The organism is Pectobacterium punjabense (assembly GCF_012427845.1).
In the GTDB taxonomy this organism is placed as follows: domain Bacteria; phylum Pseudomonadota; class Gammaproteobacteria; order Enterobacterales; family Enterobacteriaceae; genus Pectobacterium; species Pectobacterium punjabense.
Genome location: NZ_CP038498.1, coordinates 2010793 through 2023942, shown reverse-complemented (window position 1 = coordinate 2023942; position 13150 = coordinate 2010793). Strand labels below are relative to the sequence as shown.

The 13150-nt window shown below is 51.3% G+C and carries 11 protein-coding genes; 8 read left to right on the top strand and 3 right to left on the bottom strand.

Features of this window, described 5'->3' with window-relative positions:
* The first annotated feature begins 11 nt into the window (after window positions 1-11).
* The 4 genes from cydC (at window position 12) to E2566_RS21970 (ending at window position 3572) form a co-directional block, all read left to right on the top strand.
* Window positions 12-1733, top strand: coding sequence for a heme ABC transporter ATP-binding protein/permease CydC (gene cydC / locus E2566_RS09115; RefSeq protein WP_205942483.1), 1722 nt, complete (start codon window positions 12-14; stop codon window positions 1731-1733).
* Window positions 1734-1767: 34 nt separating this feature from the next.
* Window positions 1768-2472, top strand: a complete 705-nt coding sequence (gene aat / locus E2566_RS09110) for a leucyl/phenylalanyl-tRNA--protein transferase (protein ID WP_107169761.1) — start codon at window positions 1768-1770, stop codon at window positions 2470-2472.
* A gap of 113 nt (window positions 2473-2585) precedes the next feature.
* On the top strand, window positions 2586-2804 hold the full coding sequence (gene infA, locus E2566_RS09105; protein WP_002211347.1) for a translation initiation factor IF-1: 219 nt from the start codon (window positions 2586-2588) through the stop codon (window positions 2802-2804).
* A 495-nt stretch (window positions 2805-3299) separates the two neighbouring features.
* A complete protein-coding gene (locus tag E2566_RS21970; protein ID WP_338091623.1) occupies window positions 3300-3572 on the top strand; it encodes a VOC family protein in 273 nt (90 codons plus the stop codon).
* Window positions 3573-3698: 126 nt separating this feature from the next.
* On the opposite strand, the gene clpA is transcribed toward E2566_RS21970, so the two are convergent.
* Window positions 3699-5972 carry an ATP-dependent Clp protease ATP-binding subunit ClpA gene (clpA, locus tag E2566_RS09095; RefSeq protein WP_107169762.1) on the bottom strand — a complete coding sequence of 758 codons (2274 nt, stop codon included), beginning with the start codon at window positions 5970-5972 and terminating at the stop codon, window positions 3699-3701.
* Between the two features lie 29 nt (window positions 5973-6001).
* On the bottom strand, window positions 6002-6322 hold the full coding sequence (clpS, locus tag E2566_RS09090; RefSeq protein WP_107169763.1) for an ATP-dependent Clp protease adapter ClpS: 321 nt from the start codon (window positions 6320-6322) through the stop codon (window positions 6002-6004).
* Window positions 6323-6869: 547 nt separating this feature from the next.
* Here clpS and cspD point away from each other — a divergent pair.
* On the top strand, window positions 6870-7091 hold the full coding sequence (gene cspD, locus E2566_RS09085; RefSeq protein ID WP_005967383.1) for a cold shock-like protein CspD: 222 nt from the start codon (window positions 6870-6872) through the stop codon (window positions 7089-7091).
* A 112-nt stretch (window positions 7092-7203) separates the two neighbouring features.
* Here the strand turns inward: cspD and E2566_RS09080 are convergent, their stop codons facing one another.
* Window positions 7204-8868 (bottom strand): ATP-dependent endonuclease, encoded by a 1665-nt coding sequence (locus E2566_RS09080; RefSeq protein ID WP_107169764.1) that lies wholly within the window; start codon window positions 8866-8868, stop codon window positions 7204-7206.
* Between the two features lie 310 nt (window positions 8869-9178).
* On the opposite strand from E2566_RS09080, the gene E2566_RS09075 reads away from it, so the two are divergent.
* The 3 genes from E2566_RS09075 to hcr all read left to right on the top strand — a co-directional run bounded on the left by E2566_RS09075 (window position 9179) and on the right by hcr (window position 13083).
* Window positions 9179-10078, top strand: a complete 900-nt coding sequence (locus E2566_RS09075; RefSeq protein ID WP_107169765.1) for a LysO family transporter — start codon at window positions 9179-9181, stop codon at window positions 10076-10078.
* Window positions 10079-10266: 188 nt separating this feature from the next.
* The gene (gene hcp / locus E2566_RS09070; RefSeq protein WP_107169766.1) at window positions 10267-11919 is read left to right on the top strand and encodes a hydroxylamine reductase; all 1653 of its coding nucleotides are present in this window, start codon (window positions 10267-10269) and stop codon (window positions 11917-11919) included.
* Between the two features lie 138 nt (window positions 11920-12057).
* Window positions 12058-13083 carry an NADH oxidoreductase gene (hcr, locus tag E2566_RS09065; protein ID WP_107169767.1) on the top strand — a complete coding sequence of 342 codons (1026 nt, stop codon included), beginning with the start codon at window positions 12058-12060 and terminating at the stop codon, window positions 13081-13083.
* Window positions 13084-13150: the final 67 nt, after the last annotated feature.

The following is a 13150-nucleotide window of genomic DNA, read 5'->3' as shown; positions in this document are numbered from 1 at the left end:
AGATAAAAACGATGCGAGTATTAAAACCCTTTCTGGCACTTTATCGTCAGCATATTTGGCGCTTAAGTTTGGGCGTGGTGCTGGCAATCGCCACTTTGCTGGCCAGCATCGGTTTGCTCGCCCTATCCGGCTGGTTTCTCGCGGGAGCCGCACTGGCAGGTATTGTCGGGTTACTCACGTTTAACTATATGCTCCCTGCGGCAGGCGTGCGGGGTGCCGCTATCGCGCGTACCGCCGGACGTTATGGCGAAAGAGTCGTCAGCCATGATGCAACCTTCCGTGTTCTGCTGCGTCTGCGCGTTTTCACCTTTTCTCGCATTCTGCCGCTCTCTCCCGGCGGGCTGGCACAGTTTCGTCAGGCTGAGCTGCTAAACCGACTCGTGGCGGACGTTGATACACTTGACCACCTCTACCTTCGTGTTATTTCGCCTATTGTCAGCGCCTTTGTCGTCATTCTCATCGTCTGTTACGGTCTGAGTTTCATTGATGCCGCATTAGCTCTAACGCTTGGGGCTATCATGCTGGTGCTCTTACTCTGTCTGCCTATTCTGTTTTACCGCGCAGGTAACGGCATCGGGCAGGATTTGACCGCACTGCGTGCACAATACCGTCTTCAGTTAACCACCTGGCTGCAAGGTCAGGCGGAGTTAACCGTTTTTGGCGCACTCGATCGTGTCCGTCAACAGCTGGCACTGGTGGAAATTAACTGGCTGCGTCGCCAGCGTCAGCAGGCCAATCTTACTGGATTATCTCAGGCGGTGATGATTTTATGCAGTGGGCTGACCGTTACGCTGATTCTGTGGCTCGCCGCCGATGGTGTTGGCGGCAACCCACAGCCCGGTGCACTCATCGCCCTGTTCGTGTTCGCGTCACTTGCCGCCTTCGAAGCGCTGGCTCCCGTCACAGTAGCCTTCCAGCATATGGGACAAGTTATTGCTTCCGCCGCTAGGGTCGATCAAATTATTCACCAGCCCATCGACGTCACGTTCCCTGACCGTGGACCAGAGACATCGCGCACGGCCTCAATCGAACTCTCACATGTCGGCTTCACTTATCCCGGCCAGCCACAGCCCGTGCTGCGGAATATCACGCTCTCGATTCAGGCAGGCGAACACCTGGCATTGCTTGGGCGCACCGGATGCGGAAAATCTACGCTATTACAATTGCTGACTCGGGCATGGAATTGTGAATACGGGGACATTACGCTCAATGGGCACCCGCTTGCTAATTGGCAGGAAGGCGATCTTCGCGCCATGATGAGTGTCGTACCACAGCGCGTACATATTTTCAGCGCAACGCTGCGTGAGAACCTGTTACTGGCAGCACCGACTGCACGGGACGAAAAACTGGCAGAGGTGTTACAACAAGTTGGGTTAGAAAAACTGCTAGAAAACGAGGGGCTGAATGCCTGGCTGGGAGAAGGCGGTCGTCAGCTTTCCGGGGGTGAGCAGCGGCGCATTGCTTTAGCTCGTGCATTACTACACGACGCACCATTAGTTCTGCTGGATGAACCTACCGAGGGGCTAGACGCAGAAACAGAAAAACGTATTCTACAGTTGCTCCGTGAGCACTGTGCCAATAAGACGCTGATCGTTATTACCCACCGCTTATACGGTTTAGAATCGATGGATCGCATCTGTATTCTGGACGATGGTAACGTGATCGAACAGGGCAGCCATCAGGCTTTGATGGCACAACAAGGTCGTTATTGGCAATTCCGCCAACACGTTTAAGGCAAGCGTCGTTGCAACACAACGTTTGAAAAACATGCGCCTATATCAGCTATCGTCTCACTCGCTTCAGTTTCCTGACCCGAACCATGCGCTGGATAACCCCAATGGCCTGCTGGCCATTGGCGGCGATCTCTCTGTTCCCCGGCTAAAAGCGGCCTACCGACAGGGAATTTTTCCCTGGTTCTCCCCCGGAGAACCGATCTTATGGTGGTCTCCGAACCCGCGTGCAGTCCTGTTTCCCGGCAAATTTCACCTCAGCCGTAGTATGAAAAAATTTCTGAAGCGCCACGCTTTTATCGCCACGCTAAATCAGGTATTTGATGATGTCATTCACGCTTGTGCGCACGAACATCATGATGGCACCTGGATTACGCCGGATATCATTTCAGCTTATCGCCAGCTTCATCAGGTTGGGAAAGCACATTCCGTCGAAGTGTGGCACAATGGCGCACTGGTTGGTGGGCTATATGGTATTGAACAAGGTCGATTATTTTGCGGCGAGTCAATGTTTAGCCGTATGGATAACGCCTCAAAATACGCGCTGCTGGTGTTTCAGCAGCATTTTATTCGCCATGGCGGTCAGTTGATTGACTGTCAGGTGTTAAATTCTCACACCGCCTCACTGGGCGTAAGTGAAATTCCCCGAGATCGCTTTCTGCAACTGCTTTCCCAGTGGCAGGATATCGCTGTCGATGAGGGCTGCTGGTTACCACAACAGCTTGCAGAACCGGCAGAGTGACAAAGGAAACCGGGTAAATAACGCTCCAAACGTGAACGCTTCTTTACATAATGTCGGTTTTTCGGCATTATCTTGCGGTTAAAAAATAAAGGTAGTTAGACCTAGAGGATTCGATGGCCAAAGAAGACAATATTGAAATGCAAGGCACCGTGCTTGATACGCTGCCCAACACCATGTTCCGCGTTGAATTGGAAAACGGGCACGTGGTTACCGCTCATATCTCCGGTAAAATGCGTAAAAACTATATCCGCATCCTGACGGGTGACAAAGTCACTGTAGAGTTAACCCCGTACGACCTGAGTAAAGGCCGCATTGTCTTCCGCAGCCGTTAACCGGTTCGCTCATCGCTGATAACAGCGATAAATGAGGATGTGACTCCTTCTCCAGCCCTTTCCTTCATGGCAAGGGCTTTTGTTTTTTGGGATATTTTCCGTCCCTACCTTCACGCTAGCGTCATCTTGCCCATCGCCTTTCAATCCTGATTAAACGATCGCGCCAAATAAAACCCTCTCTTTTTCAAAGATAATTGGCATATATACTCCAAATAATTCGAGTTTCAGGACAAAACGTTAACGTTTTGAACAACGCGAAGCGTTGGCCCTTCGGGGCGAGTATTTGAACGTAGCCAACGCATATGCAACTTGAAGTATGACGAGTATAGTTAGTATGGATATAAATTAACGATATGATTGATGAAATGCTCATATAAGGACGTGACATGTTTAAACCAAATAGCTTAATCATTTATGTTGAAGATGTTTCATTAAGCACTGAATTTTACAAGAAAATATTAAAATCAGAACCGTTAGAAACCTACGAAGAATTCTCTGTTTTCCCCCCTCTCCCCCGAGTTTATTTTAGGCATTCAGTCTAAATCAGGAATTGATCCAAAACCTCAAGCCCAATTTGGTGGGTTTGAAATTTGCCTGTCCGATGTCACCCCCGATGATGTAGACACGATATATCAGGAATGGAAAGAATTAGGCGTAAAGTTTGCACTCGAACCAATCAATCTTGAGTTCGGTTATACCTTTGTTGCCATAGATCCCGATGGGCACCGATTGAGAGTCTGCGCGACGGATACAAGCAATATTTCCTAACCAGAGGAGACCTGTAGCTGGGTTCATTGCTCCCGATGTTCTATAACAATAGATATCAATTGTCGTCGGCGCACCCAATAAAAAAGGGATGCATCAGCATCCCTCTTAGACAACACGCAGTATCGATTAATTAACGCTTTCCGCTTTACGCTTCTGCGCACTTTGGAAGCCATACGTCAGCTGTTGCGCCTCTTTATCCAGTTCCACCGTGACAGAGCCCCCATCCACCAGCGAACCAAATAGCAGCTCGTTGGCCAGCGGTTTCTTGAGGCTTTCCTGCATCACGCGCGCCATAGGTCGGGCACCCATCGCTTTGTCGTAGCCTTTCTCCGCCAACCAGTTACGCGCTTCATCACTGACTTCCAGCGATACGCCTTTCGCATCCAGCTGCGCCTGAAGTTCAACGATAAATTTATCAACAACCTGCTGGATAACGTCGGTCGACAAATGGTTAAACCAGATAATACCATCCAGGCGGTTACGGAATTCTGGCGTAAACACTTTCTTGATCTCTTCCATCGCATCCGAACTGTTGTCCTGATGAATGATACCGATGGACTTACGCTGTGTTTCCCGCACGCCCGCATTAGTGGTCATAACGACAATGACATTACGGAAATCCGCTTTACGGCCATTATTGTCCGTCAGCGTACCGTTATCCATCACCTGTAGCAGCAGGTTAAAGACGTCGGGATGCGCTTTTTCGATCTCATCCAACAACAGCACCGCATGAGGATGTTTGATCACCGCATCCGTCAGCAAACCGCCCTGATCGTAGCCGACATAGCCTGGAGGCGCACCAATCAAGCGGCTGACCGTATGACGCTCCATGTATTCGGACATATCAAAGCGCAATAGCTCGATATCCAGCGCTTTCGCCAATTGCAGCGTCACCTCCGTCTTACCGACCCCCGTAGGGCCAGCGAACAGGAAGGAACCTACCGGTTTACGCTCCTGACCCAATCCTGCACGGCTCATTTTGATAGACTCAGACAGCGCTTCAATGGCTTTATCCTGTCCAAACACCAGCATTTTCAGGCGATCGCTGAGGTTCTTCAGCACATCACGATCGCTGGCAGAAACCGTTTTTTCTGGAATTCTGGCGATACGCGCGACAACGGATTCGATATCACTCACGTTGACCGTTTTCTTACGTTTGCTGGCTGGCATCAGACGGCTGCGCGCGCCCGCTTCATCAATCACATCGATGGCTTTATCCGGCAGGTGGCGGTCATTGATATATTTCACCGCCAGTTCTACCGCCGCACGAACGGCTTTCGAGGTATAACGAACATCATGGTGAGCCTCATATTTCGGCTTCAGACCATTGATGATTTGGATGGTTTCTTCCACGCTAGGTTCAGTGATATCGATTTTCTGGAAACGACGCGCCAGCGCCCGATCCTTTTCAAAGATATTGCTGAACTCCTGATAGGTGGTAGATCCAATGACGCGAATTCTGCCGCTGGAAAGCAGCGGTTTAATCAGATTTGCGGCATCAACCTGACCACCTGATGCAGCACCCGCACCGATAATCGTGTGGATTTCATCAATGAACAGGATGCTATTTTTATCCTGCTCCAGCTGTTTCAACAGCGCCTTGAATCGTTTTTCAAAGTCACCGCGATATTTGGTGCCGGCCAGCAGCGCACCGATGTCCAGTGAATACAGGGTGCACTCCGCCATCACTTCCGGTACATCGCCCTGCACAATACGCCAGGCCAGCCCTTCAGCAATGGCGGTTTTGCCCACACCGGACTCGCCAACCAGCAGCGGGTTATTCTTACGGCGGCGGCATAACACCTGAATCGTGCGCTCCAGTTCTTTATCCCGGCCAATGAGCGGATCGATACCGCCAACGCGAGCCAGTTGATTCAGATTGGTGGTGAAGTTTTCCATACGATCTTCCCCTCCTGCCTGTTCTTCATTGACGGGACTTTCAGGGTTTGGCGCCTGATCGGTTTCTTCTTTACGCGTGCCGTGAGAAATAAAGTTCACAATATCCAGGCGGCTAACATCATGCTTGCGCAGCAGGTAGGCGGCCTGAGATTCCTGTTCGCTAAAAATGGCGACCAAAACGTTGGCACCTGACACTTCACTGCGGCCAGAAGACTGCACATGAAAGACGGCGCGTTGCAATACGCGCTGGAAGCTAAGCGTCGGCTGAGTTTCGCGCTCATCGTCACTCTGCGGTAATGTTGGTGTGGTCTGTTCAATGAAGGCTTCCAGCTCCTGACGCAGTGCGGCTAAATCTACCGTACAGGCTTCCAACGCTTCACGCGCGGCAGGATTACTGAGCAGAGCCAGCAACAGGTGCTCCACGGTCATAAACTCGTGTCGGTGCTCACGCGCTCTGGCGAAAGCCATGTTGAGACTGAGTTCCAGTTCTTGATTGAGCATAGGCACCTCTCCCAATAAATCGCCTGACTTCAGGCTTTTTCCAGCGTACAGAGCAGCGGGTGCTCGTTTTCTCTGGCATAACGATTGACTTGTACGACCTTGGTCTCAGCCACTTCAGCGCTGAATACGCCACAAATTGCTTTACCCTGATAATGCACAGTTAACATAAGCTGTGTGGCACGTTCAATATCATAAGAAAAGAACTTTTGCAGAACGTCAATAACAAATTCCATCGGGGTGTAATCATCGTTATTCAACACCACGTTATACATGGATGGCGGCTGCAATTGCTCTTTCTGTTTATCAGCGGTCAGGTTCTCAGATTGTGACCACGTGCTGTTGTTTCCCATTCTCTATCCACATCATGTAACGAATGCCGTGACTCACGACATTGGTCTGTTTATTACCAATAAATCAGAGAAGCAGGAAAGGCGCACCTGCGACTTGAAAGATGACGGGTATCTCTTAATGTTGGCCATTTAAGTCTGGTTTTAGGGGGAAACACGGGGATGAGGCTCCCGTAGGGATGCCTCGCTCCGTGGTAGCCCCGGTATCTCGATCCTTAAACGATCGACATTACAGGTATCTCTACATTCACAGTAGCACGTCTACTTTTTATTTTACCACCTGAGGGAATAAATGGTTCCCAGAAAGTAAAATTCAAGGCCAACACTCGATATCTTGATTACACCCCGCGCTCGCGGGTAAGGCAATAGCGTTATCTGCATCAAACTTTGACAAACTCCCTCACCTACCCCACGGTAGATTGCTTGACGTCGAGATCGATTTCACTAAAGTGTACGGATGAATTGATGGGGTTTTAATCAATTCGTATCCGTAGTAACCAAATAACCACACCTTACTGAAAAAGAATACTCTTGCGAAGGATGTCAATGCATGGAGACAGGTACTGTTAAATGGTTCAATAATGCCAAAGGGTTTGGTTTTATCTGTCCAGAAGGGGGCGGTGACGATATCTTCGCACACTACTCAACTATTCAGATGGATGGCTACCGAACGCTAAAAGCCGGACAGGTTGTCAGGTTTGACGTACATCAGGGGCCGAAAGGCAATCATGCTTGCCTGATCGTCCCACAAATCGTCGAGGCCATATCCTGATTCCTTCCACACCCTACACTTCTACTCAGAATACACGACGCTAAACAGTAAAAAATATAATGCGACAAATGCCGTTCACTATACTGAACGGCATTTTTATCTTGGCATAATATTAATCGGCCCGCCCACGCGCCAGCCACAGCACACGAGAGAACATGCTACGAATGAGCGGAGGGATTGCATCGCTGCCCATTGCCGCCGCCTCCAGCGCGACTTCAATCGCCAAATCAGGCTTGGATGAACGATGGATCGCCTTGATGATGATTTTATGCATCGACAGCGGTACTTTCTCCGGCAATTGCGCAATACGGTGATAAACCTGACTGAATCCCTCGCGGTACATATAGTGCTCCATATCTGATGCAGGCAAGACGGTCAGATGATCGCGTTCGCTCTCATTCTGTGCAGATAGCAGGCTTCTCGCCGTCGCCGCGTATTTTTTCCCTGCATCATCGCCATCGACCAGAACATGCCATTCGATTCCCATACGGTGTGCGAATCTCAACAATGGCCGGATGCCTGACTGGGCAAACTCAATCACTTTCACCCCTTCCGCCTCAAAATGATGACCACACTGGCGTGCCAGCTCATTCAACATCCAGACTTCTGTCTCCCCTTCCACCAGCAGCCAACAACGGGCAAAAAGCGAAGCCGGTCGATTCAGACGAATGTGAAAAGCGATACGTCGACTGTCCTCAGCACTCATTCCCTGACGGCCAATCCGATAGGTTGCAACGCGTGAAGATTCCCGCACCAAACGACACACCTGCTCCATCGGCACCAGAGACAGTAACTCCCCAGAGTTGGTCGTCGTCACTTTCTGGAGTGGCAGTTGCATCAGGAGCCCCCAGGCGACTGACAGCATGATCGGGTGCAGGCGGGTTTCCGGGTCTTCAATCAGCAAAAGCGGACGAGCATGAGGATGCAACGCTACGGACCCTTTTGCCTGTAACAGCGTGGAGAATAGCTCCAACAGAATAATCCGGCGACTGCGGCTATTGGGGTCGGCAATCAGGCGGTTGATATTGTCCAGCGATCGCCACGATTTACCATTGTGTGTTCGCGCATGACGATGATGACGGCGGTCGTTACCCGTGGAATTCTGCTCGGAAAAATAGTGCTCCAGCAGTTGCCGCATTGCTACCAAACCTTGACGCAGCTCTTTATCCGTCAATTTCTGCGGATTTTGCGCCAGCTCTCGCATCAGTTGCTCAAACTGCTGAGCCAGTTTTTCATTACTGTTATCTAACGTCGCCGCCAACGTCCCCGAACGCAGACGCCGCATAAAGCGCGCATCGCGTAGCCGCAACACCGGATGCAGGCGGATGATTTCTCTGGCCAGTTCGTCAATATCATCCAGCGGTATCGGGTGCCCGTCGGCGTCCAGAAAGCTGCGCCACGTGAAAACTGACTGACTTTCGTCCACTTCCCCTTCAAGCCGATAAAAAACGCGGTGTAGCGACGCATCGCCCTCAACCCAAACAGGGCCCAGCGAGCGATAACGAGGAGAGAGATGATGACCAGGGGCTGTCTCACAAAAGGTGAAAATAACCTGAAGATGCTTTTCCCGACTGTTTTCATCCCCCGGCGTGAAGTGAAAGTCCTGCATATCAAAATGATAAAGCGGTAATGTGGGTGCCAGCAGCAGCGAAAGCGCATCCAGCAGGCTGGATTTCCCCCAGGCGTTCTCACCAATCAGCACATTATTTTCGTCCAGTACCAGCGACAGACGATTGATTCCCCGAAATCCCAGGATTTCAATACTTTCCAGATGCATCCATATCTCCTGTAGCGACTGCCTACGGTTTTCTGCTGTCAGGATAGCCATCATGCAGAATATCCTGCCAAACAACGCTTTACTCACCCCGATAATTTGTTTAATTTTAATAGATTATCGTGTTTCTTCCCGCCAAGTGTAGCCGATGAATCCCACGACGGTTGCCCACTCACGGTTTACATTTCCTCCGAGCCAGCATTTGTCGGGGTAGAAATGAAGAAGAAAGCCCCATGGTCTGATAACAACAACCCCGGTAACGCTAACATACGGGTTAACACCATTTTTCTCGCGTAAGGACGCCGATTCTGTGATGTATTCAGGATTGTTAATTATTTTACTACCGCTCATCATTGGCTATCTGGTGCCGCTACATGCCAAAAAAGCATTACAGTGGGTTAACCAACTACTGGGTTGGATGGTGTACGTTATTCTGTTTTTGATGGGAATGAGCCTGTCTTTTCTGGAAGATCTCAGCAGCAATTTGTTACTGATTTTTCGCTACACGGCCGTCTTCGCTTTTTGCATTCTCGCCGCAAACGGCATTGCACTGTGGCTGTGGGAAAAACGTAGCGTATGGCACAGCAAATTTAAAAACGCCGCCCCATTTTCCCGCCTGCGTATGATTCTTGAATCGTTCACGCTCTGCGGCGTCGTCTGCGGTGGATTTTTACTGGGATTAACACAATGGTCAGGATTCGCCTACGCCAGCAAAGGCAGTGAGTACGCGCTGATTTTTCTGCTATTTCTGGTCGGTATTCAACTGCGTAACAGCGGAATGACGCTGCGCCAAATCGTGTTAAACCGTCGCGGGCTGGTCATTGCGCTCATCGTCGGTATCAGCGCACTCGGTGGCGGCCTGCTTGCCGCGTGGCTTCTGGGACTGCCGCTGAAAACGGGCCTGGCGATGGCATCCGGCTACGGGTGGTATTCGTTATCTGGCATTCTGCTGACCGACGCCCTCGGGCCCGTCATCGGCAGTACGGCATTTTTCAACGATCTGGCCCGCGAGCTGTTGGCAATTATGCTGATTCCGACCTTGGCGCAGCGCAATCGCTCATGTGCATTGGGTCTTTGCGGCGCAACATCGATGGATTTCACCCTGCCCGTTTTACAGCGCGGCGCGGGGGTCGATATCGTTCCGGCTGCTATCGTACACGGTTTTTTATTAAGCCTCGCCGCCCCCATATTGATGGCGTTCTTTACCTCATAAGAGCCTACGCTTTACCGTTTTCACTCTCGTTTATGGGCCGTGATTGAGAGTGATTTTCATTGCCCATCATCAAAATTGCGCTAAATCAAATTTACCTAAAGTTGCAGTAAAAAAGCCTTTTTACCTGCCTCGGCTGACACTATGCTTTAAACAAGCATTTTAAATGCAACTTAAAAAAGGAAGTCATTATGTTTTGTGTGCAATGTGAACAAACGATTCGTACCCCTGTTGGAAACGGCTGCTCTTACGCGCAGGGCATGTGCGGTAAAACCGCAGAAACCTCCGATCTGCAAGACCTGCTGGTCGCTGTGTTGCAAGGGCTTTCTGCCTGGGCGCTGAAAGCACGCGAGCTGGATATTATCGATCATGATGTCGACAGTTTTGCGCCACGCGCCTTCTTCTCTACGTTGACCAACGTTAACTTCGATTCCCAACGTATTATTGGCTACGCACAGGAAGCCATCACTCTGCGCGAATCGCTGGCGGTTCGCTGCCGTCTGCACGATGCCACGGCAACCGTCGATCACCCAATGGCAGCACTGCAACTCGCTGGCAACGATATTCCGACCTTACTGCAACAGGCGGAAGAATTTGCGCTGGATAGCGATAAAGCCATCATCGGTGATGACGTTCACGGCTTACGTATGCTTAACCTCTACGGCCTGAAAGGTGCAGCAGCCTATATGGAGCACGCCCACGTTCTCGGTCAGTATGACAACGCACTCTATGCCGAATATCATGCTTTCATGGCGTGGCTGGGCACACAGCCAGCCGATGTTGATACCCTGCTGAACAACGCGATGGGCATCGGTAAAATGAACTTCAACGTCATGGCAATCCTCGATCGGGGCGAAACCGATGCTTACGGCCACCCACAGCCGACCTCTGTTAACGTGCGTCCGATTGCCGGTAAAGCCATTCTGATTTCTGGTCACGATCTGAAAGACCTGCGCATGCTGCTGGAGCAAACCGACGGCACCGGCGTGAATATTTATACACACGGCGAGATGCTGCCGGCACACGGTTACCCAGAGCTGAAAAAATTCAAGCATCTGGCAGGTAACTACGGCAGCGGCTGGCAGAACCAACAGACTGAGTTTGCCAAATTCCCTGGCGCGATCGTCATGACGTCTAACTGCATTATCGATCCTAACGTAGGTAACTACGGCGATCGTATCTGGACGCGCAGCATCGTCGGCTGGCCGGGCGTGAACCATCTGGAAGGTGACGATTTCAGCCCGGTTATCAAACAGGCTCAGGGTCTGGCTGGCTTCCCGTACAGCGAAATCGAGCACATGATCACCGTCGGATTTGGGCGTGAAACGCTGCTGAGCGCAGCCGATACGGTGATCGACCTGGTTGCACAGAAAAAACTGCGCCACGTCTTCCTCGTTGGCGGATGTGATGGCAGCCGTGAAGAACGTAGCTACTTCACCGACTTCACGCTGAACGTTCCACAAGATTGCCTGATCATGACGCTGGCATGCGGTAAATACCGTTTCAACAAACTGGACTTCGGTACGCTGGAAGGCTTGCCACGTCTGCTGGATGTCGGCCAATGTAACGATGCCTACGCGGCCATTATTCTGGCCGTCAAACTGGCGGAAAAATTAGGCTGTGGCGTCAACGACCTGCCGCTGAGTCTGGTGCTGTCATGGTTTGAACAGAAGGCGATTGTCATCCTGCTTACCCTGCTGTCTCTCGGCGTGAAGAACATCTACACCGGGCCAACTGCACCGGGCTTCCTGACGGACAATCTGCTTGCCATTCTGAACGACAAATTCGGTATGCGGGCGATTACCACCGTTGAACAAGACATGAACACCATTCTGGCCGCTTGATGAATCAATGCGGACGGAGGAGCGCGTTCCTCGTCACACAGCGTGAGGTATCGGCATTGATGCCTCACGCTAAGCCCCTTTTTTATGGGCCGCTATCTTTACACGCTTCACCGTATCCGTTTGTTATGGAGATTGACTATGACGATGCCAGTACCACACGCTGGGCCGACACCGCTTTGTTCTAACCGTATGCAGGTGCACTCGATTACCCAGGAAACGCCGGATGTCTGGACGATATCACTGGTTAATCATGATTTTTATCCGTATCAGCCGGGTCAGTATGCACTTGTCAGCATTGCTAACAGCGAGGAGACGCTACGGGCTTATACGATCTCATCTTCTCCGGGCCTCAGCCGTTTCATTACCTTGACGGTGAGAAGGCTGGATGACGGCGTCGGTTCCCGCTGGCTGACTCAAACGCTAAAAGTCGGTGATTATCTGTGGCTGTCCGATGCTCAGGGCGAATTTACCTGTACCAACGCAGTCAGCGATCGCTACCTGATGGCCGCAGCAGGCTGTGGCGTCACGCCGATTATGTCGATGTGCCGCTGGCTGCTGGCAAACAAACCGCAAACCGATATCCACGTTATCTTCAACGTACGCAACCCGCAGCAGGTGATTTTCGCCAACGAATGGCAAGATCTGGTGCAGCGTTATCCGCAGCAACTGCATCTTACGCTGATGGCAGAATTTGACGCTGCGCCCGGTTTCCTTGCCGGACGTATCAGCAGTGACCTGCTGGTCGAACGTGTGCCGGATATCACCAACCGCACCGTGATGACCTGCGGCCCAGCGCCATACATGAACCAGATTGAAACCCTGAGTCAGCAGCTTGGCGTGGCTTCCAACCGTATCTTTAAAGAGCAGTTCCGCCCGACGGATGACGTCGTGGATGAAGATGCCGACCAACTCACGCTAACCATCAGCCGTCCGCTGAAGAACCTACGTGTGCCGGTGGGTATCAGCCTGCTGGCCGCACTCGAAGCGAATAAGGTGCAGGTTCTTGCCGCCTGTCGCGCCGGTGTTTGTGGGAGCTGTAAAACCCGTGTGCTGTCTGGCAATTACACCACCAGCAGTACCATGACGCTGACGCCTGCCGAGATTGAGCAAGGTTATGTTCTGGCCTGTAGCTGCCAGTTGCAAGGCGATACCGTTCTGGCTTGATCCCCTCCCGTTTTACCCCCTTCTGCCTGATAGCGACGGCTATCGGGCAGGTAGGTCGTGTTAAATA

What these genes read in the sequence shown, in the direction of transcription:
- cydC (WP_205942483.1), top strand. Translation starts at nt 12, where the DNA reads ATGCGAGTATTAAAACCCTTTCTGGCACTTTATCGTCAGCATATTTGG.
- aat (WP_107169761.1), top strand. Translation starts at nt 1,768, where the DNA reads ATGCGCCTATATCAGCTATCGTCTCACTCGCTTCAGTTTCCTGACCCG.
- infA (WP_002211347.1), top strand. Translation starts at nt 2,586, where the DNA reads ATGGCCAAAGAAGACAATATTGAAATGCAAGGCACCGTGCTTGATACG.
- clpA (WP_107169762.1), bottom strand. Translation starts at nt 5,972, where the DNA reads ATGCTCAATCAAGAACTGGAACTCAGTCTCAACATGGCTTTCGCCAGA.
- clpS (WP_107169763.1), bottom strand. Translation starts at nt 6,322, where the DNA reads ATGGGAAACAACAGCACGTGGTCACAATCTGAGAACCTGACCGCTGAT.
- cspD (WP_005967383.1), top strand. Translation starts at nt 6,870, where the DNA reads ATGGAGACAGGTACTGTTAAATGGTTCAATAATGCCAAAGGGTTTGGT.
- E2566_RS09080 (WP_107169764.1), bottom strand. Translation starts at nt 8,868, where the DNA reads ATGCATCTGGAAAGTATTGAAATCCTGGGATTTCGGGGAATCAATCGT.
- E2566_RS09075 (WP_107169765.1), top strand. Translation starts at nt 9,179, where the DNA reads ATGTATTCAGGATTGTTAATTATTTTACTACCGCTCATCATTGGCTAT.
- hcp (WP_107169766.1), top strand. Translation starts at nt 10,267, where the DNA reads ATGTTTTGTGTGCAATGTGAACAAACGATTCGTACCCCTGTTGGAAAC.
- hcr (WP_107169767.1), top strand. Translation starts at nt 12,058, where the DNA reads ATGACGATGCCAGTACCACACGCTGGGCCGACACCGCTTTGTTCTAAC.